This is a genomic window from Stenotrophomonas maltophilia (assembly GCF_025642255.1).
GTDB lineage: Bacteria > Pseudomonadota > Gammaproteobacteria > Xanthomonadales > Xanthomonadaceae > Stenotrophomonas > Stenotrophomonas maltophilia_P.
In genome coordinates this window covers 3,612,525-3,636,836 of record NZ_CP106759.1, presented here as the reverse complement: position 1 = coordinate 3,636,836, position 24,312 = coordinate 3,612,525, and the positions used below count along the sequence as shown (strand labels likewise).

The 24,312-nt window shown below is 65.6% G+C and carries 24 protein-coding genes and 1 pseudogene; 11 read left to right on the top strand and 14 right to left on the bottom strand.

The window, feature by feature from the left end; all coding sequences use genetic code 11:
- Positions 1-47: 47 nt before the first annotated feature.
- From N8888_RS16595 to N8888_RS16575, 5 genes are all read right to left on the bottom strand, one after another.
- Positions 48-2,393, bottom strand: coding sequence for a TonB-dependent receptor (locus tag N8888_RS16595; protein WP_263175946.1), 2,346 nt, complete (start codon positions 2,391-2,393; stop codon positions 48-50).
- A gap of 140 nt (positions 2,394-2,533) precedes the next feature.
- Positions 2,534-4,240 carry an N-acyl-D-amino-acid deacylase family protein gene (locus N8888_RS16590; RefSeq protein WP_263175944.1) on the bottom strand — a complete coding sequence of 569 codons (1,707 nt, stop codon included), beginning with the start codon at positions 4,238-4,240 and terminating at the stop codon, positions 2,534-2,536.
- Positions 4,241-4,253: 13 nt separating this feature from the next.
- Positions 4,254-5,525: a peptide MFS transporter gene (locus N8888_RS16585; protein ID WP_227255308.1), complete on the bottom strand. Its 1,272-nt coding sequence runs from the start codon at positions 5,523-5,525 to the stop codon at positions 4,254-4,256.
- On the bottom strand, positions 5,522-6,523 hold the full coding sequence (locus N8888_RS16580; RefSeq protein ID WP_263175942.1) for a dipeptide epimerase: 1,002 nt from the start codon (positions 6,521-6,523) through the stop codon (positions 5,522-5,524). The genes N8888_RS16585 and N8888_RS16580 overlap by 4 nt, the downstream gene beginning before the upstream one ends.
- 61 nt (positions 6,524-6,584) lie before the next feature.
- Positions 6,585-8,618 (bottom strand): serine hydrolase domain-containing protein, encoded by a 2,034-nt coding sequence (locus N8888_RS16575; protein WP_263175940.1) that lies wholly within the window; start codon positions 8,616-8,618, stop codon positions 6,585-6,587.
- A gap of 245 nt (positions 8,619-8,863) precedes the next feature.
- Here N8888_RS16575 and N8888_RS16570 point away from each other — a divergent pair, with 245 nt between their 5' ends.
- Positions 8,864-9,583 (top strand): helix-turn-helix domain-containing protein, encoded by a 720-nt coding sequence (locus N8888_RS16570; protein WP_164151289.1) that lies wholly within the window; start codon positions 8,864-8,866, stop codon positions 9,581-9,583.
- Positions 9,584-9,729: 146 nt separating this feature from the next.
- Here the strand turns inward: N8888_RS16570 and N8888_RS16565 are convergent, their stop codons facing one another.
- A complete protein-coding gene (locus N8888_RS16565; protein ID WP_065181598.1) occupies positions 9,730-10,665 on the bottom strand; it encodes a LysR family transcriptional regulator in 936 nt (311 codons plus the stop codon).
- Positions 10,666-10,764: 99 nt separating this feature from the next.
- Here N8888_RS16565 and N8888_RS16560 point away from each other — a divergent pair, with 99 nt between their 5' ends.
- Positions 10,765-11,091: a nuclear transport factor 2 family protein gene (locus tag N8888_RS16560; RefSeq protein ID WP_065174462.1), complete on the top strand. Its 327-nt coding sequence runs from the start codon at positions 10,765-10,767 to the stop codon at positions 11,089-11,091.
- Entirely contained in the window at positions 11,088-11,870 is a 783-nt protein-coding gene (locus N8888_RS16555) for an SDR family oxidoreductase (protein ID WP_263175937.1), read from the top strand. The genes N8888_RS16560 and N8888_RS16555 overlap by 4 nt, the downstream gene beginning before the upstream one ends.
- A gap of 25 nt (positions 11,871-11,895) precedes the next feature.
- Here the strand turns inward: N8888_RS16555 and N8888_RS16550 are convergent, their stop codons facing one another.
- Both N8888_RS16550 and N8888_RS16545 read right to left on the bottom strand, forming a co-directional pair.
- Positions 11,896-12,513, bottom strand: coding sequence for a hypothetical protein (locus N8888_RS16550; protein ID WP_111186239.1), 618 nt, complete (start codon positions 12,511-12,513; stop codon positions 11,896-11,898).
- 178 nt (positions 12,514-12,691) lie between these two features.
- The gene (locus N8888_RS16545) at positions 12,692-13,033 is read right to left on the bottom strand and encodes a DoxX family protein (RefSeq protein WP_219631776.1); all 342 of its coding nucleotides are present in this window, start codon (positions 13,031-13,033) and stop codon (positions 12,692-12,694) included.
- Positions 13,034-13,267: 234 nt separating this feature from the next.
- On the opposite strand from N8888_RS16545, the gene N8888_RS16540 reads away from it, so the two are divergent.
- Positions 13,268-13,675 carry a hypothetical protein gene (locus N8888_RS16540; RefSeq protein WP_065174466.1) on the top strand — a complete coding sequence of 136 codons (408 nt, stop codon included), beginning with the start codon at positions 13,268-13,270 and terminating at the stop codon, positions 13,673-13,675.
- Positions 13,676-13,770: 95 nt separating this feature from the next.
- Here the strand turns inward: N8888_RS16540 and N8888_RS16535 are convergent.
- Positions 13,771-13,875 (bottom strand): annotated as a pseudogene (locus N8888_RS16535) (glutathione S-transferase family protein); the annotation flags it as partial.
- Positions 13,845-14,255, bottom strand: coding sequence for a response regulator (locus N8888_RS16530; protein WP_262218948.1), 411 nt, complete (start codon positions 14,253-14,255; stop codon positions 13,845-13,847). The pseudogene N8888_RS16535 and the gene N8888_RS16530, both read right to left, overlap by 31 nt.
- A gap of 191 nt (positions 14,256-14,446) precedes the next feature.
- Here N8888_RS16530 and N8888_RS16525 point away from each other — a divergent pair, with 191 nt between their 5' ends.
- The 4 genes from N8888_RS16525 (at position 14,447) to N8888_RS16510 (ending at position 17,036) form a co-directional block, all read left to right on the top strand.
- Positions 14,447-14,785, top strand: coding sequence for a hypothetical protein (locus N8888_RS16525; protein ID WP_227255307.1), 339 nt, complete (start codon positions 14,447-14,449; stop codon positions 14,783-14,785).
- A gap of 253 nt (positions 14,786-15,038) precedes the next feature.
- Positions 15,039-15,515: a BLUF domain-containing protein gene (locus tag N8888_RS16520; RefSeq protein ID WP_263175934.1), complete on the top strand. Its 477-nt coding sequence runs from the start codon at positions 15,039-15,041 to the stop codon at positions 15,513-15,515.
- Positions 15,512-16,282 (top strand): DUF72 domain-containing protein, encoded by a 771-nt coding sequence (locus N8888_RS16515; protein ID WP_263175932.1) that lies wholly within the window; start codon positions 15,512-15,514, stop codon positions 16,280-16,282. The genes N8888_RS16520 and N8888_RS16515 overlap by 4 nt, the downstream gene beginning before the upstream one ends.
- Positions 16,275-17,036, top strand: a complete 762-nt coding sequence (locus tag N8888_RS16510; RefSeq protein ID WP_197572099.1) for a DNA-formamidopyrimidine glycosylase family protein — start codon at positions 16,275-16,277, stop codon at positions 17,034-17,036. The genes N8888_RS16515 and N8888_RS16510 overlap by 8 nt, the downstream gene beginning before the upstream one ends.
- Here N8888_RS16510 and N8888_RS16505 read toward each other — a convergent pair whose 3' ends face one another.
- Both N8888_RS16505 and N8888_RS16500 read right to left on the bottom strand, forming a co-directional pair.
- The gene (locus N8888_RS16505) at positions 17,037-17,315 is read right to left on the bottom strand and encodes a hypothetical protein (RefSeq protein ID WP_111186229.1); all 279 of its coding nucleotides are present in this window, start codon (positions 17,313-17,315) and stop codon (positions 17,037-17,039) included.
- A gap of 50 nt (positions 17,316-17,365) precedes the next feature.
- Complete coding sequence (locus N8888_RS16500) at positions 17,366-17,863, bottom strand: YciE/YciF ferroxidase family protein (RefSeq protein ID WP_065174478.1); 498 nt, start codon at positions 17,861-17,863, stop codon at positions 17,366-17,368.
- A 458-nt stretch (positions 17,864-18,321) separates the two neighbouring features.
- Here N8888_RS16500 and N8888_RS16495 point away from each other — a divergent pair, with 458 nt between their 5' ends.
- Entirely contained in the window at positions 18,322-18,774 is a 453-nt protein-coding gene (locus N8888_RS16495; protein WP_053517176.1) for a PA2169 family four-helix-bundle protein, read from the top strand.
- A gap of 81 nt (positions 18,775-18,855) precedes the next feature.
- Here N8888_RS16495 and N8888_RS16490 read toward each other — a convergent pair whose 3' ends face one another.
- Complete coding sequence (locus tag N8888_RS16490; protein WP_263175929.1) at positions 18,856-22,209, bottom strand: autotransporter domain-containing protein; 3,354 nt, start codon at positions 22,207-22,209, stop codon at positions 18,856-18,858.
- Between the two features lie 222 nt (positions 22,210-22,431).
- Here N8888_RS16490 and N8888_RS16485 point away from each other — a divergent pair, with 222 nt between their 5' ends.
- Positions 22,432-22,782 carry a VOC family protein gene (locus N8888_RS16485; protein ID WP_111186114.1) on the top strand — a complete coding sequence of 117 codons (351 nt, stop codon included), beginning with the start codon at positions 22,432-22,434 and terminating at the stop codon, positions 22,780-22,782.
- Between the two features lie 10 nt (positions 22,783-22,792).
- On the opposite strand, the gene N8888_RS16480 is transcribed toward N8888_RS16485, so the two are convergent.
- Complete coding sequence (locus N8888_RS16480) at positions 22,793-23,080, bottom strand: KGG domain-containing protein (RefSeq protein ID WP_197572100.1); 288 nt, start codon at positions 23,078-23,080, stop codon at positions 22,793-22,795.
- 204 nt (positions 23,081-23,284) lie between these two features.
- Here N8888_RS16480 and N8888_RS16475 point away from each other — a divergent pair, with 204 nt between their 5' ends.
- On the top strand, positions 23,285-24,178 hold the full coding sequence (locus N8888_RS16475; RefSeq protein ID WP_263175924.1) for an NAD-dependent epimerase/dehydratase family protein: 894 nt from the start codon (positions 23,285-23,287) through the stop codon (positions 24,176-24,178).
- Positions 24,179-24,312: the final 134 nt, after the last annotated feature.

Sequence of the window (24,312 nt, the reverse complement as noted above, 5' to 3'; positions counted from 1 at the left end):
AGGGGGTGGGAGGATGAACGGCGGCAGTGAAGCGATGCAGGCCAGGCTCAGAACCGGAAGTCCAGCTCCATGCCGTACGTCCGCGGTTGTACGGGGACTGCGGCCACGTGCGAGTTGACCCGCGACAGCGCACCGGCGACGCGTGCCAGCGTCAGCCAGCCGTCCTCCCCGGTCACGTTGTTGACGTAAGCACGCAGTTCCCAGCTGCCACGGCCGATGCCGGCATACAGGTCGAGGGAATGGTTACTGCCGAGCTTCAGCGGCGAGGTGATGACGTCCGGCATCACCTGGGTATCTGGATCACCGGGGGCAGTGAAGCGCTGCCGTTCGGTGGTGCCATTGAAGCGTTCACCGGTCCAGCGGAACGCGCCGCCGATCTGGCCGTTGTAGCCGTTGGCGGTGGAAAACGCGTATTCGGCGGTCGCCGTCCAGGACAGTCGCGGGGAATACGGCATGCGATCGTCGGCCAGGCCGGTCCACTGGATGAAATCAAACCCATCCTGCGGAATCACGGTAGGGTCAAAATCGTTCTTCAGCCGTGAGTTGGTGTAGGCACCGTTGAGCCCGAGCGTCAATGCATCGGTGACACTGAACTGCGAAGAAAGCTCAACGCCTTCGCTGGTGGCCTGGCCGCCATTGACCAGGCCGCTGATGCCGTTGAACGAAGAGGAAACCTGGATGTCGTCCCAGTCGATGCGGAAGACGGAAAGATCGAACGTGACGCGGCGATCGGCGAACTGCGATTTGATACCGACCTCATAGCTGTCGAGCATCGACGAATCCACCTGCGGCGGAATGCCGACCATCGCCACGTTGGGGCCACCGGGCTGGTACCCGGTGGCGACGCGGGCATACAGCATGATGTCGTCGGAGAGCTTGAACTGCGGGCTCACGCTCCAGGTGAACACATTCTCGCTGGAGGTTCCGGTGGTTACACCGATCGGTGCGAGGATGCCTTCCGATACCCGCTGGCTGTACCACTGGTCATTGCGCGCCTGGCGGACGCCGAGGTCCAGCTTGAAGCGATCGCTGATGCGCCAGGAGCCATTGGCGAACACCGCGTATTCCTTGTAGGTGCTGGGCAGGCCAATGACCGCCAGGGTGCCGAACTGCGCATCGTAGGGCGGCGGCAGCGGCGTGCCATCCCGCTCGGCGAGACTGGCCACCTGATCCTGCTTGCTGTCTTCCTTGGTGTAGAAGCCACCGACCATCCATTCGAATGTTCCACCATCCTTGGACAGCAGGCGGAACTCCTGGGTGATCTTGTCCATGTCGTAACCGTAGCGCAGGCTGGAACTTCCCGGCGCGGGCAGGCCCAGCAACAGGTCGGCCACTTCACCGAACTGTGTCGTCGCGTCGATCTGGTCCATGGTCTTGGTCTGCGACCAGCCGGTTGCCGATACGAGATTGCCCCAGCCCAGGTCCCAGTCCATGCTCAGCGACACCAGCGTCAGGTCCTTGGAGAAGGGACGCGGCTGCCAGACGGTGTCCTTCTGTTCGCCGAACAGCGGCGTCAGTGTTTCCGGATCGAGCGCCACACCGGCGCGATCATCACTGCGGATACGCTGGTGCAGCACCGACAGTCCGAGATCGAATGCATCACCATCCCAGGCCAGCGCAGTACGGGCACCGATCTGGTCGCCGGCGTTGATGTCCTTGCGGCCGTCGATGACGTTGTCGGTGAAGCCGGCAAGACCGTTGCGGGCGAAGCTCATGCGCAGGCCGAGCCGCTCGTCCTTCAGCGGCAGGCTGGCGCCCAGGCGCGCGTTCCAGGCTTGGCCGCCGCCCTGCACGGAGCGCAGGCCGAAACCCACACGGGTTTCTTCACCCACTACTTCCGGCGCGCGGGTCACGTACTTCAGCAGGCCACCAATGGCGCCTGCGCCGTACAGGGTGCCCTGCGGACCGCGCAGTACTTCGACGCGGCTGATGTCGTAGGGCATCAGGTCGAGCATCAGCGCACTGGCGCCCTGGTAGATCCCGCTGGAGCCGACGGGCACGTCGTCGATGTAGGTGGCCACCGTCGCGCCGGACGACAGCGCGGAGATGCCGCGCAGGGACACGCGGGTCAGGCCAGGGGTGCCGTCGTTCTGCACCTGCAGGCCGGGAATATAGGCGGCATAGTCTGACAGCGAGACCGCGCCGGTGTTTTCCAACTGGCGTTCACCGATCACGCTGATCGAGGCGCCCACTTCACGCACATTCTCTTCGCGCTTGTTGGCAGTGACCACCACGGTATCGAGCTGCTGGGCATCGGTGCGCTGGGCACCTGCATTCGCCGCGTTCGTGCCGTCCTGTGCGAGTGCCGAAGCACTGCAACAGGCCAGCGCGCCAGCGATCGAAAGGGAAAGGTGGGTGCGGTACCACGGCCGTGCGGACTGGAACTGGGTCATGCCTGCTCTCCCGGGCAAGGTTGAATCAGTGATGGTCTGGCGTCGACATGTCGCCCTTCGCACGCGATCTGTCCTGATCCGGGATAATGATCCTAATCGGAGAATTGTCAATACATTCAGAAAAATCATGTGTGAAGCGGTCAGCGCGTGGCTGGCGTCCAGCCCGGCCCTCGGACCACCTGGCCCGGCGTGGCGCCGGTATGCTCGCCTTCGCGCAGCACCTGTACGCCGTTGACGAAGACATCGCTGACGCCGGTCGAGTACTGCTGGGGTTTTTCGTAGGTCGCGTGATCGGTGATGGTGCCGGGATCGAAGATCACGATGTCGGCATGACAGCCCGCGCGCAGGCAACCCCGATCAGTCAGCTTCCAGTTGCTGGCCGGCAGGCCGGTAAGTCGGTGGATGCCCTCTTCCAGCGGCATCAGCTTGCGGTCGCGGACGTAGTGGCCGAGGAAACGCGCCACGTTGCCGTAGGCGCGCGGATGCGTGCTGGATTTCAGGAAAACACCTTCCGGCGCGGCGGACTCGGCATCCGAACCCAGGCTCACCCACGGCTGCTTCAACCCCAGCTCGATGTTGTCCTCGCTCATCAGGAAGTAGGCGGTGCCGATGCGGTGGTCGTCCTCGACGATCAGGTCCATCGCTGTTTCTTCAACGGATGTCCCGCGTTCACGCGCGATCGCTGCCAGTGACTTTCCGGCCAGGGGCTTCAGTGCTTCGCTCTTGAATTCGATTGGAACCAATCGTTCATCCGATCCGGCGAGCATGCGCAGGTTTTCCCAGGGCACGTTCGGATCGCGCATTTCGGCGATCAGCCGCGCGCGCTTGGCGGGATCCTTGAGCCGCCGGATCATCGCGTCGTGGCCACCGGCCTGCAGCCACGGTGGCATGCTCGCCGCAAGCCATGTCCCGCCTGCGGTGTAGACGTACATGTCCGCACTCAGCTTGAGTCCTTCCTTGCGCGCTGCCTCGATGCGATCGATCGCCTGCTGCATCTTCGGCCAGTTCTTCTCGCCGGCTGCCTTCAGGTGGTAGATCTCGGCATGCTGGCCGGTTGCACGTGCGATGGCCACGACCTCATCGATGCCTTCGAGCAGGCGATCGGCTTCGCTGCGCATATGGGAGATGTATCCGCCACCGGATTCGGCAGCGGCCTTGGCCAGCGCGATCAGTTCGTCGGTTTCGGCGAACCTGCCCGGCGGGTAGATCAACGAACTGCCTACGCCCAGCGCTCCTTCGCGCATCGCCTGGCGAACCACGTCCTGCATGCGGGAAAGCTGCTCGGGGGTTGGCTTGACGTCGTCCTCGCCGAGCTCATGGATGCGGACCGTCGCAGTGCCGATGAACGACGCGACATTGGGTGTGACGCCCCGCTGCTGCAGATGTTCCAGGTAGCCACCGAGGGTGGTCCAGGGGATGTCGTATCGGATATCGGCCTGCTGCTTGAGGGCATCGGCCTTCATGCGTTCGTTGACCGGTCCCATCGACCAGCCTTCGCCGAAGATCTCCAGCGTCACCCCCTGCTTGGTATCACTGACACCGCGTCCATCAACGATGAGCGACTCCGTCGCCCAGCTCAGCACGTTGATGAAACCCGGGGCGACTGCCTTGCCGCCGGCGTCGATCTCCTTCCCGGCGAGCGCCGCCTTGCCGGCGGGCAACAGCTCCACGATGCGACCATCCCGCACTGCCACGTCCACGCGCTGGGGCGAACTGCCGCTGCCGTCGTAGACCACGCCGTTGCGGATTACCAGGTCGTAGCGCGGGAGCGCATCGGCGCTGCGGGCCGTGGTACAGGCGGCGAGGGCGAGGGTGAAGGCGAGCAGGGTCGGCGTGAATCGCGGCATGGTGCTTTCTCCATCATGATGACAACGAACGTATCGGCCGATCCAGCCGCCACAGGATCAGCGCGGCAACCGCGGCCAGCCCGGCAAGCAGCAGGAAGAAGCCGGCGTGGCTGGTCCTCGACCACAGCGTGCCCACCAGTCCCGCCAGCAGGCTGCCGCTGAAGACGGCGAGGAACCAGGAGGCAACGGTGGTCGCGCCCAGGCGCGGTGGCGCGAGCCGGGCGAACAGCCCCAGCCCGGTCGGCAGGATGTACAGCTCACCCAGCGTCAGGATCATGAAGAAGGCCACCAGCCAGAGTCCGTTGACCAGCATCTGGCCGGCACCCGCAGCGAGCCCGGCAAGCAGCACGTAGGCGACGGCGACGATCAAGGCACCGATGGCCATGCGACGGGCCGGGGAGGATTCACGGCCCTGGTCTGCACGACGTCGCCACTGGGCCAGCAGTACGGGGGTGATCGCGATCACCAGCAGCGGATTGAGCGACTGGAACCACGTCATCGGTACCAGGAAGCCTCCGACCACACGGTCAACGCGGCTGTCGATCCACAACGGCAGCGTGTTGCCGATCTGCTCGTAGGCGCCACGGAAAATCGTCGCGGCCAGTCCAACGCCCAGCAGCAACCACCAGATCCGCGGGTCGCTGCGGGTGGGCCCGGCATCGGTGATCACCCGCGTGCGGCGGGGTGGCTCCGGTGGCAGGTAACGGCGACCGGCCACGTAGATCAGCAGCCCGATGAACATGCCGATGCCGGCGGCGCCGAAGCCATAATGCCAACCGTACAGTTCGCCCAGGGTGCCGCACACCAGCGGGGCCAGCAGGCCACCGATGTTGAGGCCGACATAATAGACGTTGTAGGCCCGCCCACGGCGGGGATCGTCGCTGGCGTACAGGTCGTTGATCTGGCTGGGTAGACTGGGCAGGAACAGGCCATTACCCAGCGCGATCGTCGCCAGCGCGGGGTAGAACATTGAATCGAACGCCATCAGGAAATGGCCGAAGGCCATGATGCTGCCGCCCAGGATGACCGCGTTGCGCTTGCCGAGATGACGATCAGCGATGATCCCGCCGATGATCGGCGTGAAGTACGCCATCGCCGTGTACAGGCCGTAGACGAAAGATGCTTTTTCCTGTGCGAAGAGCAGCTGCTTGGTCATGTAATAGACCAGCATCGTGCGCATGCCATAGTAGGAGAACAGCTCCCACATGTTGGTCAGGAACAGGATCGTCAGTCCGCGCGGCTGGCCGAACCAGGTCTTGCCATGGAGATCGGCCGGCATGCTCATGGGTGGGTCCGCGGCCCCCATACCTCGTCGCCGCAATCGATGAAACCATCCACGTAACGTACCGAAGGCGTGCGATCCTTCACCAGGAAGGTGGGGCCGTCCAGATCGACGATGTCGCAGAACTGCCCGAGCACGAAGGCCGGTGCCGCCGCGAGGCTGGTCCCGCACATGTTCCCGACCATCACCTGCTTGCCCAGCTCACGCGCGCGACGGGCCATCATCAGGCCTTCGGTCAGCCCGCCACATTTGTCGAGTTTGATGTTGATGACGTTGAAACGATGGTGCAACGCTTCCAGTTCGGCCAGGTCAAGGATGCTTTCATCGGCGGCGAAGGGCAGTGGGCGTTCGATGCCGTCCAGGTCGGATTCGTGCCCGCGCCGACAGGGCTGTTCCAGCAGCGAGATGTGCGCCTGGACCAGTGCCGGCAGCAGCAACGGCAGCGTGGCCGCGGTGTAGCCCTGGTTGGCGTCCACCCCGATCCACGGCGTCGGACAGCGTGCGCGTACGGCGCGCACGCGAGCTGTGTCCAGTTCGGGGTCGCCTGTCAGTTTGAGTTTCAGCGCGCGTGCCTGCGCATAGGCGGCTGCGCGCTCGGCCATGACCTCCGGTGTATCAGCGCCCACCGTGAAGGTCGTCAACAGCGGGCGCACACCATCCAGGCCGGCCAGCTGCCATACCGGCAGCCCGCTGCGCTGTGCCTCCAGTTCCCACAGCGCGGCATCCAATGCATTGCGCGCGCCACCTGCGGGCAGCAGCTGGCGCAGCACATCGCGGTCGATGCCGGCTTCGATGCGTGGACGCAGTGCTTCCAGCGTGGCTTTCATCGTGTCCGGCTGGTCGTCGTTGTAGTAGACGCCGGCAGCCTCGCCGCGGCCGATGAAGTCCGCGTCGTACAGGGTCGCCACGGTGGCGGGCATTGCCTCGAAGACATGTCCGGCGATGCGGAACGGTGCCGACATCGGCAACGGTTCGTTGTGCAGCTCAAGTCGAAGGGCCACCACTGCCTCGTGCAGAAGGAAGGAGGGGGGCGGCCGGCGGAGGCCCCGCCGGCCGGTGGCATCAGTAGTTCGCGCCGAATCCGATGACATGCTGCGCGAAGCCGAGCCACAGCAGGAACAGGCAGGCCAGTGCCAGCAGCACGGCCCACAGCTTGGCCAACCATCTGCGCTGACTGCGCAGGACATGCCAGGCATTCCAGACCGCGAACGCTGCGCCGACGGGCAGGGCAACGGTGGCGAACAGGCGCGTCACATTGATCATGACGTCGCTTCTTGGCGAGGTCATTTCCAGGGCGCTCAGCATGCTCGCCACGAGCGCCAGCGCGGCGCTCGTGGCCAGCAGCGAGAGCAGCGCACCGATCCGCACCAGGCGATGGGCGCGTGCGTCCACGCCGCTCAGCCGGTAGGGCACGCCATAATAACGACGGACCAGTGCCGACACCGGCCAGGCGACCACGGTCAGCAGCACGACGATCAGGCTGGCGATCAGCAGCGGCAGGTAGGCGGCGTGCCAGCTCGACAGGCGCTGGAAAACCATGATCGGTGCGTACGGTTCCAGGGTGAAGCGCGTGACCTTTCCTTCCACCACGTCTGCCGCCAGGCGATCGGTGCTGGTGGTGTCCTGCCAGACGTATGGTGCGATCTCGCGCCACTTCTTCGGCGCGCCACCGTAGCCGATCGCCGCGCTCACGGTAAGGGAGCCATCGTCGTTGGCGATGACCTTTACTGGTCCCAGAAGATTGGAAAGCGACACGAAGCTGCTGTCCGCACGGCGGCTGCTTACGTACGTGCCTGCCATCTGTGAAGCGTGCAGGAGGGCCTCCTCCTTCGACACGCCCTGTGGTGCGGCCGGCTTGCCGGGCAGGTAACGGTCGGCGAAGCCGCGCGACAGCGCAGTGCGGATGTGTCCGGTTGCCCCGTCGCGCCCGGCGCTGTTCATCGACACGAACAGGCCGATGCCATCGTCCAGGAACAGCTGCAGGTCACTATGGAACCACTGGGTATCGCCACCATGCGAAATGGCACGGTGGCCATTGACCGAGGTCTCGTAGAAACCCAGCATCATCCGGTTCAGCGGTCCGATCGACGCCTGACCGGTGGAGTGCATCTGCTGTGCAGTGGCGGCATCGAGGATGCGCGCATCACCAAAAGCACCGTCCTGCAGGTGGGCGATCATGAAACGGCCCATGTCCGATCCCGTGGCGGCCAGGCTGCCGGCGGGCGCCAGGCTGATGAATTCATACTCCTTGGCCTCGCCGGACGATGCGCGCTCATATCCCTTGGACATGCCGGACAGCAGCGTTGCCGGCAATGGCTGGCGGAAACTGGAGTGTTTCATGCCCAGCGGTTTGAAGATCTGCGCGTCGATGTAGTCGTAGAACGGCTGGCCCGAGGCGCGCTCGACGATGTAGCCGGCCAGTGCCGTGGCGTAGTTCGAATAGGCCGGTGTGGTGCCCGGTGCGTAGATGCGCTCGGGTGTCCAGTTCTTGAGTGCATCACCGAGCGGTACCACCTCGTCCAGGCGGGAGGTGATCAGCCCGCGGATCTGCTCTTCCATTCCGGTGGTATGGGTCATCACGTGCCGCAGCGTGATGGGCTTGCCGTCACGCTGCGGTATCTTGAAATCAAGATAGGTGTTGATGTCGGCGTCCAGGTCCAGCTTGCCCTGGCTGACCAGTTGCATCACCGCCGTCCAGGTGAACAGCTTGGAGACAGAGCCGGGGCGGAACAGCGTGCTTTCCGGATCAACCGGTGCGCGCTTCTCCAGGTCGGCGTATCCGTAGCCTTTCTGCACCAGGATCCGCCCATCCTTCACCACCACCACGACGGCGCCGGCGATGTCGCCGTTGGCCAGTGCATAGGGCATGATGCCGTCCAGCCAGGCCTCGGCGTCTTCGCGGGTCAGTACCGGCGCGCCTGCTGACGGCGCGGAAGGCGTGTTCTCTGCGGCCGGCAGCAAGGAGGGCGCGGTGGGTACGGGCGCCGTTGTCGGCGGCACCGATACGGGCGGAGCGATGGCCTGCTGGGCCTGCAGCGGCAGCGCAGCGACCATGGTCAGCACCGCGCTGCACAGGAGGACAGGGATCTTACGCATCGAACGCTCTCCGAACTGAAGCGACTGGACGGCCTCCTGTGCGTCTGGCACGTCGCACGGTGGCGGATATATCCTGATTTGGCGATAATGATCCTAATCAGAGAATTGTCAACCCGTGCCGAAAGTCCCGGGCCAGGGTGCCTGGGCAGGGAACTGCTCTTTCCAAAGGACATCCCCGAGGGTGATCATGGCCCGGGCTGGGAGGTTCCAGCAGAAGTACTGGTGTTCCAGGAGATACCGCAAGAATGACGTCACAACACCCCACCATTGGCGGACTGCTGCGGTCGCTGCGCGCTCGCAAGGGTTGGACGCTCAAGCAGATGAGCGAACACTCCGGCATTCCGCTGTCCACCTTGTCCAAGGTCGAGCACGATCGCCTGACCCTCAGCTATGACAAGCTCCTGCAGCTCGCGCAGCGGCTGCAGTTGCGGATGTCCGAGCTGTTCGCCGAGGATGCCGATGCCGTAGAGCCGTCGGTGACCGCGCGCCGCAGCATCGGCCGCATTGAGGACGCGATCCGGGTCACCACGCCAAACTATGACTATTTCTATCTCTGCCCGGAGCTGCGCCGCAAGCGCATGATCCCGGTACTGACCCGTGTGCGGGCGAAAACCATCGAGGAATTCGGTGCCCTGGTACACCACTCCGGCGAGGAGTACATCCACGTACTCGAAGGCCGCATGGAAGTGCATACCGAATTCTACGATCCGGTCGTGCTCGAGGCCGGGCAGTCGGTCTACATCGATTCCAACATGGGCCACGCCTACATCGCGGCCGAGGGCTGTGACGAGGTGGTGCTGCTTGGGGTCTGCTCCAGCAGCGATGAGCATCTCATGGAGTCGCTGCTGACGCTGCATGGCGACGAAAATGCGGTGCGCCCCGGCAAGGTGGAACGCCTCCCGCCACCGACGAAGATGGTGCCCAAGGCGCGTCGCCGGAAATCCCCGGCGTCATCGAAGGCCTGAAGCGAAGGCCGCCGGGCGTGCGTCATCGTGCGCGGCGGCCGGATCCCGTCATGGCCGATCCTGCAGCGCGAAGCGGACCGTCGCCTCGACGTGGATCGGATATCCAGAACCGTTTCAGTTCGTTTGCGGGTGGGCCCACCCCATCCTCAGCGCAACCGCACCTCTGTCTGCTTCCCTTCATCGAATGGCCCTTGATCCAGAAGACAGTCGATGAAGGCGCCCAGCAGGGCGGGTCGATGCTGCCGGCTCGGGTAGTAGAGGAACAGCCCGGGGCGTGAGATCGACCAGTCCGACAGGACCCTGACCAGCCGCCCCTGGGCCAGCAGTTCGCCTACGCCGTCCTGCTCGAAGTGATAGGCAATGCCGAGCCCACCCAGCGCAGCAGCAATGCCGACGTCAGCGTGATTGGTGATGACAGGGCCATCGACGGCTACATCGAGCCGATGCCCCTGCTTCTCGAACTCCCAGCGATAGTGCCTGCCATCCATCTCGAGTCGCCAGTTGATGCACGCGTGCTCGTGCAGCTCGGCCGGCGAGGTGGGGGTGCCTCGACGTGAGAGGTAGTCGGGCGATGCCACCGCCATCATCTTCATGTCGGGAGTGAGGCGGACGGCCACCATGTCCTTTTCCAGCTGGCCGCCGACGCGGATGCCTGCATCAAAGCGGCCCCGGACGATATCGGCCAGCGCATCGTCGACCACGATGTCGAGCACGACATCAGGATGCGCGCGATGGAAGCGCGCAAGCCGTGGGGCGATGACCGTCCTTGCCGCGATGCCCAGCGTGTTGATGCGCAGCGTGCCGCTCATCCGCCCCGTCGCCTCACCGGCATCCGCCACTGCAGCAGCCATCTCCCGGAACAGCGGGGCGATGCGCCTGTAGAGCAGTTCGCCCGTTGCCGAGGGTGCGACGCTGCGCGTGGTGCGATTCAGAAGGCGGGCGCCGATGCGACCTTCGAGCTGGCGGATCGTCTGGCTCAGCGCCGAAGGCGACAGGCCAAGATGCTCTGCGGCTCGCGCAAAACTCTGACGCTCCACGACGGCAACAAAGGCCCTGAGTTCAGCAAAGTCGGATCCGCGCATTATGTACTCGTTTCTAAAGAGCCCATCCGGATTCTAGGATATTCAATAAATTAGCCTGGGTGAGCATCCTACGGGCCATCCACCCGAGGAGACAGAAACGTGAGCGCCTTGACCCTTCCCGAGCCCATTGCGGCGTACTTCGCGGCAGAGCAGAACCCGGACGCCTTGACGCAGTGCTTCACGGCACACGCGGTGATGAAGGACGACGGACATACCTACGTGGGCATCGATGCCATCAAGGCGTTCATGGCCGAGGCAACGGCCCGGTACCACGCGACGAGTGTGCCGTTTGCCATCGAGCGGCAGGACGACATCCACAGGGTGCAGGCCGACGTCACTGGTGACTTTCCCGGCAGCCCGACGGTTCTGACGTACCGCTTTCGACTGGAGCGTGGCCGGATCGCATCGCTGGAGATCACGGCATGAACTTCGACCTTCAACTGAAGGACCTGAGGGCAGTGGTCACAGGAGGAACGCTGGGACTGGGGGCTGCCGTTGTGAAAACCCTGGCGGAGGCCGGAGCGCGCGTGACGACGTCCGCGCGTACCGTTCCCACCCAGACGCGCGAGGGCGTCACCTACGTCGCTGCCGACCTGTCGACCGCGGAAGGCACGGATCACCTTGCGCAGGCCGTCCTCCGGCAGTGGGGAGGTGTGGACATCGTGATCAATGTGCTCGGAGGCTCGAACACGCCCGGTGGTGGCTTCGCTGCCATTAGCGATGCGCACTGGTTCGCCGAGCTGAACCTGAATCTCATGTCCGCGGTGCGCCTGGACCGTGCACTGCTGCCTGCGATGCTGCACCAGGGTTCGGGTGTGGTGATCCATGTCAGCTCGATCCAGCGCGTGCTGCCGCTGCCGGAGTCCACCACTGCGTACGCTGCGGCAAAGGGCGCTCTCACCACGTACAGCAAGTCGCTTGCCAGAGAGGTGACACCTAAGGGAGTGCGCGTACTGAGCGTTGCGCCGGGCTGGATCGAGACCGAGGCGTCCGTGGCGTTCGCGGCGAGGATGGCCGCAGAGGCCGGAACGGATTACGAAGGTGGCAGGAAGATCGTGATGGATTGGCTGGGCGGGATTCCGGTGGGTCGACCTGCCAAGCCACAGGAGGTGGCCGACCTGATCGCTTTCCTGGCCTCCCCGCGCTCCGCGTCGATCGCAGGGACGGAGTATCGGATCGATGGGGGTACGGTCCCCACCGTGTGATCAACGGGCTTGGCGTCGGCCACCCCTATTGGATCGCTGATGCGCTCCGGCTGACCGGCCCGGGCGCTGTCGGCAGCCGCTCGAAGGCAACGACCCGGCGCGAGAGCCATGGCCAGAACATCCGCCTGCGCAACAGCAGGCCGCGCACCTCATCCAGGCTTGCATGGAGCAGGCCGATGCGGTGCGCCAGCTCCTCCAGCGTACTGTCGGGCAGGCGCGCGAAGCCCTCCTGCTCGATATGCCAGTTGTCGGCGTACTCGATCAGCTGCACGCAGCGCATCTCCAGATGGATACGTGCGTGGATCACATCCCAGTCGATCAGCTCGTGCGTTGGAATCTGACGCAGCGAGTTGAGCATGTCCATGCCGCAGGTGCGGTGGTAGCGATACAGCTGTGTGTCGCCGGATCGATCCGTGGCCAGCTTCGCCGCCTGCAGGAACTGGAAGAGGGTGATGCCGCACAGTGTCAGCGAGGTGGTGATGCGGCGCTGGGTCTGCGCGCGGGACATCTGCCAGGGCACATAGATGGCAGCGAAGCCGATCACCACTGCCACCAGCACCTGTGACCAGTCCGCCCATTCGCCGACCGGCAGGCAGGGACGGCCGATGATCCAGGGGCAGAAGGTATCCACCGTGTCGCTCATGCAGGACCTTGCGCGTTGCCGATCTGGAGCACCACGTAATCACAGGCCCGCCGATGCAGGCAAGGCAGGGGCCCGCAACTGGCGCGGTGTCGGGCGCCGGCGCAGATCGCGAAGGCGGGGGAGCGGTGAAAAACGACACGCCGCCACCCCCGTCAGCCTCAGATGGACGAGGCTGCCCTCATCCGCGACGCCGGCGACCATCGATGCTGTAGCGGCCGGCGCCGGTGCAGGCCAGCAGAATGAAGCCACCGGCGATGCCCATGTTCTTCAGGAACATGATCTGCTGGGTGGGATCGTTGAACTGGTGATGGAAGATGAAGGCGGTCACCAGGCTGAAGGCGGCCAGGACCGCGGCGACCAGACGGGTCTGGAAGCCCAGCAGGATGCACAGGCCGGTAATGATCTCGAACGCGATGGTTGGCCACAGCAGGATGCCGGGCACGCCCATCGTCTCCATGTAGCTCTGTGTGCCGGCCAGGTTGCCGAGTTTGCCAAGGCCGGAGACCAGGAACAGCAGCATCAGCAGTACGCGTGCAACGAGGATGGCAAGGGGAGGCGATGAGTGGTTCACGTCGATATCCTCAGGCGGAGACAGGCAGGGTGGCCGTGCGCGAGGGCACAGGAGATGGGCCGATCGGACTCCAGAGCCGGTGAAGCCCGCGTTGAGAGCATTCCGCGCACAGGGCTGCGGGGTGGGGTCATACGGCGCGTTTCACGCTACCCTGCGCGGGTCCGGAGACGAAGGAGGCATAGGATGGCAGACGATGGCGGCATGACGATTCCAGCGAAGACCCTGTACATCGCAGGCGCCGTGGCTGTGCTGGTGAGCCTGCTGGCGTGGTCGGTGGAGTGGAGCGGGCTGGCCTACGTCTGTCCCTATTGCCGTGTGCAGCGCACGGTCATCGGCGTGCTGGGGGTGCTGACCCTGTTCGCGCGGCCCGGCGGCATCGTCGTGCCCTGGCTCTCCTTCTCCGCGGGAGGCTTCGCGTTCGTGGTGGCGGCGATGCAGCACTTCAACGGCTGGAAGCGGATTTCCTCAGGCAGCTTCAGCTTCAACGCGCAGTGGTACATCGACCCGTGGTTGCTGTCGGGATGCGCGATGCTGATCCTGGTCGCGCAGTTGATGCTGGTGCAGGCGGCCTGCCGGCGCAGCGCGCGCTGAAGCCACCGCCGGCGTCTGCCGGCGGCGGCCTACATTGCATTCCGTGCCTGCGCTAGGCTGGATTCATCAGTGCGAAGAGCGTGTCGTAGGTGCCATCGCGCATACCAGGGCTGCTCGCGTTCCAGCAGCCATGCCATGGATCGCTCGACGATGGGCGGCTCGACGGTGTTCAGCGCAGCGAACATCCACGGCGCTGGCCTCCCGCCGCCGTATCGCTGCAGAGCGTCTGACGGACAGCGCGTTGCAGGCCCTCGATGTGGAACGGCTTGGCGACGAAGGGGGCACGCCGGTGGCGTGCAGGTACCAGCTGGTCGTACACCGCGGAGACGAACAGGTAGGGAATCTTCAGTTCGGCCAGGCGGTCGGCTACCGGAAACACCACGCCATCGCGCAGTTCCACATCCAGCACCGCGCCATCGAACCGTTGACGGTCCAGCAGGCCGAGGGCATCAAACACGCTGTAGGCATGGGTGACGTGGTCGCCACTGTCCTCAAGTGCCTGTTCCATGAGTGCCGCCAGATCGAACTGGTCCTCCACCAGAAGCAGATTGCAGGGAGGCTGGCCGGTCGTGCGAGGCATGAGGTAGGTCTATAGAGCCGTGGGAACGACAGTGTCCGCCGCAGGCCATCAAGGCGATGCGGAGATGATGTGGTGTCGACGCGAAGCCGCGCGTGCCGTGCAGGCAGCGTGCACGGATGGGCCGGCAACGTTGACGATGCCTTGGCGATCACTGTGGATACTGCCGCCGTCCCCGCACGAGGAGTCGCCCAATGAACGCTTCCGGATCCCTGTCTGCGCCCCAGGTGCTGCGCGTGGAAAGCATGCCGCTCGCCTGCGGTGGCATGGCAGTCGTCGTCGAACTTGACAGGGTGCCCTCCCGCGCCTGGATGAAGTCGCTGAAGCGGGCACTGCTGTTGGCAGACGGCCTCGACGGCGCACAGGCCAAGTTCGATGGCCGCTTCGTCTACGTGGTGGGCGTGGAGGTCACGCAGCGTCGAGCCGAGCATCGGGTCATGCAGGTGCTGTCCGCTGCGGAGGGTCGGCCGGCCGCTGCCGCGCGCACGTACACGATGCCGCCTGCGGCTCCCTCATCCGTGCTGCAGGCCTGAGCGCGCATCGGCGGCAACGGGCAGGGCGAGGGGCTGGAGCACCACTGCAACGAAGCGAAACCGCGATTGCTGTTGCCCGGGTTCCGGTTCTGGTCGGCCCTGGAATGTCTCCCGTGTTGGGCTGCCGTATACCTCGTGCCATCTCCTCGAGTGCAGAGTCGACCCCACACTTGAACGCAGTCTCCACGCCGAAGTCACTGGACCTTCGGCGGCGAAGACTAAGGTAGAGCCTATTGCAACCGTCGGTGCCCCCATGCCTCTGCGTGCGATTGCCTATGCGAGCGAAGCCGTTGCCTCATTGAGCGCGGAGCGCCTGCGCGGTCTCGTCGACGACGCGGTGGCATTCAATGAAGCAGCGGACATCACCGGCGTGCTTCTGTTCGATGGCCATCGCTTCCTGCAGTATCTGGAGGGGCCACAGCAGGGCGTGGACGCCGCGTGGCGGCGCATCCTCGACAGCGGCAGCCATCACAGTGTGGTCGAGCTCAACCGCGGTCGCATCGGTCGCCGCCAGTTCTCGCACTGGCGGATGGGCTGGCTGCAGGTGGAGCACACGGAACTCGGGAGGGTGGCGCTGTCCGACTGGACCGGGTTCGTGCGCAGCACGGCCATCAGCGGAATCCCGACCAGCGCGCTGGACAGGCTGCAGCTGTTGACGGCGCCTCTGCTGCGAACCGGTCAGGGCGGACCGATGATGCAGGCCGCGCTTTCTGGCGGGGACGGGTCATGAGCGTTGGGGTGGGGCAGCACGCTGCCGGAACGCGGATACGCATCGGTTGCGCAGGATGGTCCCTGTCGGCGGCGGATCGCTCCAGCTTCGGTGGAGGCGACAGTCTGCTGCAGCGCTACGCCACGCGCCTTTCCCTGGTCGAGATCAACTCCTCGTTCTATCGCCCGCACCTGCCCCAGACCTATCGGCGCTGGGCCGCTTCCGTTCCGGACGATTTCCGCTTCACGGTGAAGATGCCGCGTTCCATCTCGCACGAGCAGCGGCTGCGCGGTGCCGGCCCGCTGCTCGACCCGTTCCTGGCTGCGGTGGAAGAACTCGGCAGCCGGTTGGGTGCGCTGCTGTTGCAGTTGCCTCCCAGCCTGGCGTACGAGCCGCAGCACGTCGAACCGTTTCTGCACGATCTGCGTCGGCGCACGCGCAGGCCGGTGGCGTGTGAGCCTCGACATCCGTCCTGGTTCAGTGCCGAGGTGGATGCGCTGCTGGCGGTCCATGACATCGCGCGCGTGGCGGCGGACCCGGCGCGGGTCGCGCAGGCGGGCGAGCCGGGCGGGGCCCGCGGCTGGAGCTATTGGCGATGGCACGGCCAGCCGGATATCTATCGCAGCGCTTATGACGAGACCACACTGGCACGGCTGGCCGGGCTGCTCAGGGACCGCGCGCGTGCCGGCCATTGCGCCTGGATGATCCTGGACAACACGGCGCAGGGCCATGCGGTCAGCAATGCACTGCGATTGCAGGCACTGCTCGGAGAACACGGCCATGCCTGAAGGCCCTTCCATCGTGCTGCTGCGCGAGGCCGCCGAGATGTTCACCGGCCAGATACTGCGACATGTCGGGGGCAACAGCCGGATTGACCTGTCCATGCTTGCAGGGCAGCGCGTGCGATCCGTGCGCAGTTGGGGGAAGCACTTCCTGCTGGAGTTCGGCACGCATACCCTGCGGATCCATCTGATGCTGTTCGGCAGCTGGCGCATCGATGAGCGCAAGCCTTCGCCTCCGCGCGTATCGCTGAGGTTCGATGCCGGCGAACTGAACCTCTATGCCTGTTCGGTCAAACTCATCGACGGCCCGTTGGAAGAAGCTTACGACTGGCGCACCGATGTGATGAGCGATGCGTGGGACCCCCGGCTCGCGCGCCGCCGCCTGAAAGCGATGCCTGACGTCCTGGTGTGCGACGCACTGCTGGACCAGAACGTTTTTGCCGGCGTTGGCAACATCATCAAGAACGAAGTGCTGTTCCGGATCGGCGTACACCCGGCCACGCGTGTGGGTGACCTGCCGCCGCGCAGGCTGGGTTCACTGATCCGCGAAGCCAGGACCTACAGCTACGAGTTCCTGGAATGGAAGCGTCGTCACGAGCTCAAGAAGCACTGGCAGGTGCATGCCAAACGCAGCTGTCCGCGATGTGGCGGCCCCGTCAGCAAGCAGTATCTGGGCAGAACCCGGCGACGCAGCTTTTTCTGTCCCCGCGATCAGGTCCTGTTCGGCGATCCCGGGCCGGCCGGTATCCGCCAGCGGTGATCAACAGGGGGGAGGGAGGGGGGCCTGCCTCTGGCGATGCCGCGCCAACACCTGCCCAAGCAGAGCCGTCGCCAACAGAAGCAGATTGGTCACCACGAAGACGCTGCTGCCCAGCATCAGGCTGTAGAGGGTGAACAGCGCCGAGGCCACGATCTGGCCTGCGAACAACCATCGTGACAGTGTCTCGGGATGTGGCGAACGCCACTGCTTGACCATCTGCCTGAGCAAGGTGGCGACCAGCACAAGGGTCGCCATCCAGCCGATGATATCCGGATGCATCGGGATCTCCTGTTGCCGCCGCCGTCCCTGGCGGCGTATCGCAGTGGAAATCAGGCGGCCTGTGCTGCCTTGGCGTTGCCGCCCCCCTTGGCCAGCAGGGTCAACTTCTCGTCGGTCGACTTTTCTTCGGCCAGTGTTTCCAGCAGCAGGGGGAGCGCGTCCTTGTAGCCCAGCTGCTTGGCCAGCGCGGCGATGGTGCCGTACGACGCGATCTCGTAGTGCTCGACTTTCTGGGCGCCACCGATCAGTGCGGCATCACGCACCGGTCCCTTGTCGATGCTGTCGATGACGTCCTTGCCTTCCTCCACCAGCCCTTCCATCGCTGCACACTTGATGCGCTTGAGACGGATGCCCAGCGTCTCGACCACCTGGTCGATCCGCTCGATCTGGCCCTGGGTTTCCTCCAGATGGGTTTCGAAGGCGGCGGCGAGATCCGGATTCTCGGCCGCACGGGCAAGGCGGGGCAGGGCTTTGGTCAGCTGCTTCTCGGCGCTGTAGATGTCCGAAAGTTCGTGGATGAACAGGTCTTCGGCAGTCTTGATGGCCATGTGCGGCTCCAGTCGGGAAGGAAGGATGACCGTAGCGGGCCCGGCGTTGATGCCCGGCGTACATGCAGTGAGCGCGATCTCGCTGTCCACCGGCATGATCCATGCAGGGCCCTCACATGTGCACGCGCGATGCACATGGCGTGCACGTGCCGACGCTGGCGTATGCATCAGGCTGCCAGCGTCCGCATCGACAGGAGAAAACACGATGAATACGCCAGGAAAACCGACGCCGAGCTGGCGACAAGGGAAGGTGCTGCTGGGAGTGCTGGCCGCCGTGCTGGTGATTACCGGGATCATCCTTTTCGTGCCCTGGTAACGGCGGTCAGGCCGCGTTGGGCGACGTGATGCATGCATCAAACGACGCTCACCCCGGGGCCACATTCCTTTGTCCAAGGTAGTGATGCAGGCAACGCACACCGTTGTCGGTTCCCAACGAATCTGAACTTCAGGAGCAGAACATGAGCACCCAGTCCACCATCGAACATCGTCTCAACGACCTGATCGAGATCGCACGCGACGGCAAGTCGTTCTACGAAGAGGCGGCCACGAAGGTGAAGGACGCCGAGCTGGCGGCACTGTTCACCCGCATTGCCGGCGTCAAGGGCCGCATCGTGTCGGCACTCAGTGGCGCGGTTGCGGCCACCGGTGGCAAGCCTGCAGAGCACGGCACCCTGGTCGGCTCGATGCAGCAGTTCTACGGCAAGGTGCGCGCAGCGTTCGGCGACACCAACTATGGCTATGTGGCCGAGCTGGAAGAATCGGAAGACCGCCTGCTGGCAGCTTTCAAGGACGCGCTGAAGGATGAGGGCCTGCCGCCGGCGGTACGCCAGGAAGTGACCCAGCTGCTGCCGGAAGTGCAGGAATGCCACAACGTGATGCGTGCGCGGAAGCACGCGATGAAGGCAGCCTGATCGCGCGGGCTGCATTGTCGGAGAAAAAAGGGGCGGCCCCAGGCCGCCCCAATGCTCTTCAGAAGGTAAGTTGAACGTGGATCAGAAGCGCACGGACCAGCGCGCCGTAGCGCCGTGGTCACGGCTCTCGCTGCCGAACTGGCCGCTGTAGCCCAGCTCCAGCGACTGCCGCGGGGTCAGCCACGCGGACAGCCCCAGCTCGGCCACGACAGCGCTGTCGGCGATCGGCGCTCCGCTGACGGCGAACGCGCCGCCACCGTTGGCGAAGGCGAGGTTGGCCACCTGGCTGCGGTCGCCGGAGGCCCGGCGATAACCCACCGCGCCACGCAGGTGCAGCCAGCTGTCCTGCTGGAAGGATGCCTTCAGACCCTTGTCGAAGCGCAGCCCGGCGGTCGCCACGGTAGTACGGGTGTCTTCCACTTCGCCCTGCAGTGCGGCGGCGCCGCCCCGCTCGCTGATGCGCTTCAGGTCCACTTCGACGCGGGCAACCTGCAGGTAGGGCTCCAGGCCGCCTTCAGCAGAGCCGAATCGGTAGCCGGCTTCGAGGAAAGCCTGGCGGGTACGGGCGTCATAACGGCCGGTGAGCGTGTCGCTGAATCCTGCGAACGCCAGCTCGCGGGTGCTCTCTGCCTCGTGCTTGCTCCAGGCCACGCCACCGCGCAGACCGAAGCCGCCCCAGCTGTGGCTGGCGTAGGCACCGAAGTGGGTGTTGTCGATCTTCGACTTGGCACGGCGGTCGCGTTGCTTGACGTCGGTACGGCCGGTGCCGGCCAGTACGCCGGCCTGCCAGCCATCGAACTCGCGGTCGATACCGACCAGCAGGCCGTTGCTGTTGGCATCCGTGCGCGCGGTTTCGACATCGCCATCGAGCTTGCCGTTGCCGCCGATCGCCTGTACCCACGCACCGGTCGCGTCGCCGGTGCTGCCCGGCGACGCATTGCCCGCACGCCGCGACAAGGCTGCATCACGCACGTAGCGGCTGCTCTCGACCAGCACCAGCGGCGTGGCGGCATGCAGCTCGCCGCTCAGGCCGTCCAGCGCGGCGCCGACCTGGGCGGGGAACAGCTGGGTCAGCGGCCGGGGCAGGCCCTGGTTGATCGCCAGGCCATCGGCTACGCCAGCGACGGCGCGCTGGTTGCGCGTGGTGGCCGCGGTGGCCAGCAGCGCACCCCGGGCCACGTCGATGCGCGCACCATTGGCGCTGTAGGCCAGGCTGAACTGCAGGAACGGCGAGAATGCACTGAAGTCGGTACGGGCGAACTGACCGTTGATGCCACCGTCGGCGCGCAGGATGTTGAACTGCTCACCCAGGTAGTACACGCCCGGTTCGGGCAGCGCGACCAGCGTGCCGTCCAGCGTGGCGGTGCCGGTGACGTGCAGCTGGTCGCTGCGGCCTCCCGGCGCCAGTTCAGACGTGAACACACCGGTAGCGCCCTGCACATAGTCACCGTTGACGGTCAGCGTGCCGATCGAATTGCCCGGCGCGATGATGCCGTCGACCCGGGTGGTACCCAGGGTGCCGACACCCTTCAGCAGGCCGTTGGCGCCCACGGTGGTATTACCGCCGGCCTGCGTGCCGTTGAAGGAGACCACGCCGCCATCGACCACCAGGTTGCTGTGGTCAAGCACGCCGCCGGCGCTGACCGTGCTGACGCCGCCGGTGGTGTTCAGGGCGGTGGAGACCAGCGAGCCGTTGAGCAGGAACTGGCCGCCCTTCACCTCCACTGCCGAGGTGAGCGTGTTGGCGCCATTCAATTCCAGGACGCCATCGTTCACCACCGCACCGTTGAAGCTGTTGTCGCCGCTCAGGCGCAGCCAGCCGATGCCGGACTTGGTCAGCTTGCCGGGGCCACCGATGTCGTTGGTCCAGTCATCCCAGGCCTCGCCTTCCCAGACCTTCAGTCCACCGGCCTTCTGGTTCATCACCACATCGGTGTCCACGCGCAGCGAGCCGAAGCCTTCGATGGCCTTGCGCAGGTCGACCATGCCCCAGCCGTAGATCTCATCGATGCCCGGATCGCCCAGATCGCGGGCGGTCGTCAGCAGCACGTCGCGGACCTGTGCGCTGTCCAGGTAGGGGAAGCGCTCAAACAGCAGCCCCAGGGCGCCGGTGATGTGCGGCGCCGCCATCGAGGTGCCCGTCTTCAGGCCGTAGGTGTACTCGGTGTTCTCGCTGTCGATGATCAGCCGCAGGTACTCGCTGGTTTCCTCGATGCGTCCCTGGATCTCACCGGAGACGATGGTGCTGGCGATGTCGGTGCCCGGGGCGGAGATGCACCAGTTGGCGGCGGCACCGCAGATGCTGGAGCTGTCGTCGAGCACATAGTCGGTTTCGCCATCGTCGGCGACCGGCTGGCGCACGTTGGCCACGGCCAGCCAGTAGGGTTCGATCTCCGGCTTCCAGCGGGGCAGGGCCGCAGTGATGCCCGCGACGGCCCCGCTGCCGTTGCCGGCCGACCACACCTGGATCAGGGTCGACCCGGGGGCAGCGTCGCTGCCTGCGTAGATGCTGCCGTAGACGTCGTAATCCGCGCCAATCGCGGCGTACTGGCGGTCGAGCGCCGCGGCACTCATGTTGCGGGTCGAGATGCCCCAGCTGTGGTTGATGGCGCGCACGCCCTGCGCCTGGATCTGCGCATACATGTCCAGTACGGCGTCGTCGTCCGGGTCGGTGCGGTACACCGCGCGGGGGCGATAGAAACCATCCGGATCCAGGCGCCACTCATAGTAGGTGTCACCGAACACGCGCGCTGCCGTCAGGTCGGCACCGAAGGCCACGCCATGCATGCCGGTGCCGTCGCGGTTGGCGCCGATGGTGCCCAGCACGTGGGTGCCATGATCGGCGTAGCTGAAGCCGTAGGGCAGGCCGGCCGCGATCAGGCGACCGGCGAGCGCCGCCGGCACCCCGGCACCGAGGCCGTAATAGTTGTAGCCGGGTTGTTCGCCGCGGGTCTGCGCGCAGGCCCCTTCGCCGGCGACGATCCCCGCCGTCGCGCAGTCCGGGCCGATGGTGATGCTGGTGGTGTTGCGGCCGGCGAATTCCGGGTGGGCCAGCGCCGAGCCGGAATCGAACAGCGCCAGGCGTACACCCTGGCCGGTCAGGCCGCGGGCATAGGCATGGTCGGCCCCCATCGCGGCCAGGCCCCAGTCGGCATTGAACTCGTCGCTGTGCCAACTGGCGGCGTCGCCCGCGTTGCCCAGGACCGGGGTGGACGTGGCCTGCGCCGAAGCACCAACGGTTGCGTCCGTCTGTGCACCGCCTGGCTGGGCCCACGCCGCCTGCAGCTGGCGCTGCTGTTGCCAGGCATCGAGTGAATCGGAGGCCATCGCCGGCAGGGCGGCTGCCAGCAGCAGGGAGCTGGCCACCGCGAGTGCCAGCGGGCGTTGCAAGGGGGAACGGGAGCGGGACGAACGGCCATGCAGCGGGTGATTCATCAGGCAAACTTCCTTGATTGACGGTCTACCCAGCCGCTAACTGTCCTGGATGCGTTTCACCCCCAGCGATGTGACGGGAATTTTGTTAACGCGTTAATGTTTCGTGACGGAAGCCACACTTTTCGCGCCCTGCCGCATCAGTCTGTACACGCCCCCTGAAGATTGACGGCGTGCCTGCCGGTCGCGCAGTTTCGTTTTTGCCCCTCATTGAACAGGAACGTCATGGCTGTCAGACGCATCGTCGCCAACATCGCCACACCCGATCCGACGCGCGCCGCCGCGTTCTACGGCGGCATCCTCGGCATGCCGGTGGTGATGGATCATGGCTGGATCGTCACCTACGCCGGGCAGCACACTGCGCCTGCGCAGCTCAGCTTCGCCAGCGAGGGCGGGTCGGGAACGCCGGTACCGGACCTGTCGATCGAGGTGGACGATCTGGATGACGTTCTGCAACGGATCCGCAGCGCTGGCATCGACGTCGTGTATGGCCCCGTCGAGGAGCCATGGGGCGTGCGCCGGTTCTTCGTGCGGGACCCGTTCGGGCGCCTGCTGAACCTCCTCAGCCACGGCTGAGGCGCGTCGCTCAGTCCTGCTGACCCGGTTCGTCGCGGCCCTGTGGACCTTGATCGGACTGCTGGCGCTGCTGTTGTGCGCGGGCGTGGCGTGCATGCCCGCCTTCGCGACCGATCGCGGCCATGTGCTGGCGATCGCGGCTGATGGCTTCGCCTCCTTTGCGGCCGGCAATGCGCGCCTCGGCGGGACTGAATTCATGGGCGTTGCCGGAGGCATGGGCGGCGCGCCCACCCTTGGCGGCGATCGCGCGCTGCGTGCGCTGGTCCATCGACGCGAACCCGCGGTTGCTGCTGGCCATAGGGGATCTCTCTCGGCGTGGCGGAGTCTCATGCTTGCCGACGGCAGGCTAACGGTGCGTCCGCGGATGGCGCGTGGCCTTCACGCTGTGCCTGCCTGCTGTTGACGCTGCACTTGCGCAGCGCCGCTATCGCCCTGGACACAGGCCACGCCTAGAATCGGTTCATCCCGGTAGCTCCCGGGCGCTGTTGAGTGAATGGACTCAATGAAGATTCTGTTGACCGGAAGTTCCGGGCGGATCGGGCGCGCGATCTTCGGCGCGTTGGCGGCCACCCATGAAGTCATCGGGCTGGATCGCAGCCCGTTCGCCACTACACGCATCATTGCCGACGTCACCAACACGAAGGCACTGGAGCGTGCCGTGCGCGGCGTGGATGCGGTGATCCACACCGCTGCGCTGCATGCACCGCATGTCGGGCTGGTGCCGGACACGGTGTTCCAGCAGATCAACGTGGAGGCGACCGCGCAGCTGCTGCGGCTGGCGCGCGATGCTGGCGTCGGACGCTTCGTGTTGACCAGCACCACCGCCCTGTACGGCCATGCCGTGGTGGCGGGCGGTTGCCGCTGGATCGACGAAGACACTGAACCCCTGCCCAGGACGATCTACCACCGCACCAAGCTGCAGGCCGAGGCGCTGGCCGAAGCGGCGGCATCGGAGGCGTTCGCCGTGCGCGTGCTGCGCATGGGCCGCTGCTTCCCCGAGCCTCCCGAGCGCATGGCGATGTTCCGCCTGCACCGGGGCCTGGACGCACGCGATGTGGCCAGCGCGCATGCCGCGCTGCTGCACAACGCGGGCGCACCGTTCCAGCGCTACATCGCCTGCGCGCCGACCCCCTTCCGGCGCGAGGACTGCCTGGAACTGGCCACCCAGCCACGCCGGGTGCTGGCGCGGCGCGCACCGCAGCTGCTGGCCGAGTTCGAGCGCCGCGGCTGGCCACTGCCGCTGAGCATCGACCGCGTGTACGACGGCAGCCGTGCGGTTGCGGTGCTGGGCTGGCAGCCGCGCTACGGTCCGGACGATGTACTGCAGCAGTACGCGGCAGGCAGCATCGAAGTGCTGCCACGCACGCAGTGGCTGAAGGACCGGGTGGTCGAGTAGGTTCGCCGCACGTATGAGCCATCCCAAACTGAGTGCATTCAGCTTGACGCAGGGCAACGGCTCAACCCCGCCGCGGAACGGCCGCTAACCCGGTGCGCCCTTGCGGTGCCGGGCATCGCCCGGCTCAGACAGGT

Excerpts from the sequence above, each read along its gene's own strand:
- N8888_RS16520 (WP_263175934.1), top strand. The coding sequence starts at position 15,039 with ATGCCTCTGCGTGCGATTGCCTATGCGAGCGAAGCCGTTGCCTCATTG.
- N8888_RS16530 (WP_262218948.1), bottom strand. The coding sequence starts at position 14,255 with ATGCCTCGCACGACCGGCCAGCCTCCCTGCAATCTGCTTCTGGTGGAG.
- N8888_RS16480 (WP_197572100.1), bottom strand. The coding sequence starts at position 23,080 with ATGGCCAGCAGCAACCGCGGGTTCGCGTCGATGGACCAGCGCACGCAG.
- N8888_RS16545 (WP_219631776.1), bottom strand. The coding sequence starts at position 13,033 with ATGCTGCTGTTCCTGGTCTCCGGCCTTGGCAAACTCGGCAACCTGGCC.
- N8888_RS16510 (WP_197572099.1), top strand. The coding sequence starts at position 16,275 with ATGCCTGAAGGCCCTTCCATCGTGCTGCTGCGCGAGGCCGCCGAGATG.
- N8888_RS16500 (WP_065174478.1), bottom strand. The coding sequence starts at position 17,863 with ATGGCCATCAAGACTGCCGAAGACCTGTTCATCCACGAACTTTCGGAC.
- N8888_RS16490 (WP_263175929.1), bottom strand. The coding sequence starts at position 22,209 with ATGAATCACCCGCTGCATGGCCGTTCGTCCCGCTCCCGTTCCCCCTTG.
- N8888_RS16475 (WP_263175924.1), top strand. The coding sequence starts at position 23,285 with ATGAAGATTCTGTTGACCGGAAGTTCCGGGCGGATCGGGCGCGCGATC.
- N8888_RS16525 (WP_227255307.1), top strand. The coding sequence starts at position 14,447 with ATGAACGCTTCCGGATCCCTGTCTGCGCCCCAGGTGCTGCGCGTGGAA.
- N8888_RS16565 (WP_065181598.1), bottom strand. The coding sequence starts at position 10,665 with ATGCGCGGATCCGACTTTGCTGAACTCAGGGCCTTTGTTGCCGTCGTG.
- N8888_RS16515 (WP_263175932.1), top strand. The coding sequence starts at position 15,512 with ATGAGCGTTGGGGTGGGGCAGCACGCTGCCGGAACGCGGATACGCATC.
- N8888_RS16555 (WP_263175937.1), top strand. The coding sequence starts at position 11,088 with ATGAACTTCGACCTTCAACTGAAGGACCTGAGGGCAGTGGTCACAGGA.
- N8888_RS16585 (WP_227255308.1), bottom strand. The coding sequence starts at position 5,525 with ATGAGCATGCCGGCCGATCTCCATGGCAAGACCTGGTTCGGCCAGCCG.
- N8888_RS16485 (WP_111186114.1), top strand. The coding sequence starts at position 22,432 with ATGGCTGTCAGACGCATCGTCGCCAACATCGCCACACCCGATCCGACG.
- N8888_RS16540 (WP_065174466.1), top strand. The coding sequence starts at position 13,268 with ATGGCAGACGATGGCGGCATGACGATTCCAGCGAAGACCCTGTACATC.
- N8888_RS16495 (WP_053517176.1), top strand. The coding sequence starts at position 18,322 with ATGAGCACCCAGTCCACCATCGAACATCGTCTCAACGACCTGATCGAG.
- N8888_RS16550 (WP_111186239.1), bottom strand. The coding sequence starts at position 12,513 with ATGAGCGACACGGTGGATACCTTCTGCCCCTGGATCATCGGCCGTCCC.
- N8888_RS16570 (WP_164151289.1), top strand. The coding sequence starts at position 8,864 with ATGACGTCACAACACCCCACCATTGGCGGACTGCTGCGGTCGCTGCGC.
- N8888_RS16505 (WP_111186229.1), bottom strand. The coding sequence starts at position 17,315 with ATGCATCCGGATATCATCGGCTGGATGGCGACCCTTGTGCTGGTCGCC.
- N8888_RS16575 (WP_263175940.1), bottom strand. The coding sequence starts at position 8,618 with ATGCGTAAGATCCCTGTCCTCCTGTGCAGCGCGGTGCTGACCATGGTC.
- N8888_RS16595 (WP_263175946.1), bottom strand. The coding sequence starts at position 2,393 with ATGACCCAGTTCCAGTCCGCACGGCCGTGGTACCGCACCCACCTTTCC.
- N8888_RS16590 (WP_263175944.1), bottom strand. The coding sequence starts at position 4,240 with ATGCCGCGATTCACGCCGACCCTGCTCGCCTTCACCCTCGCCCTCGCC.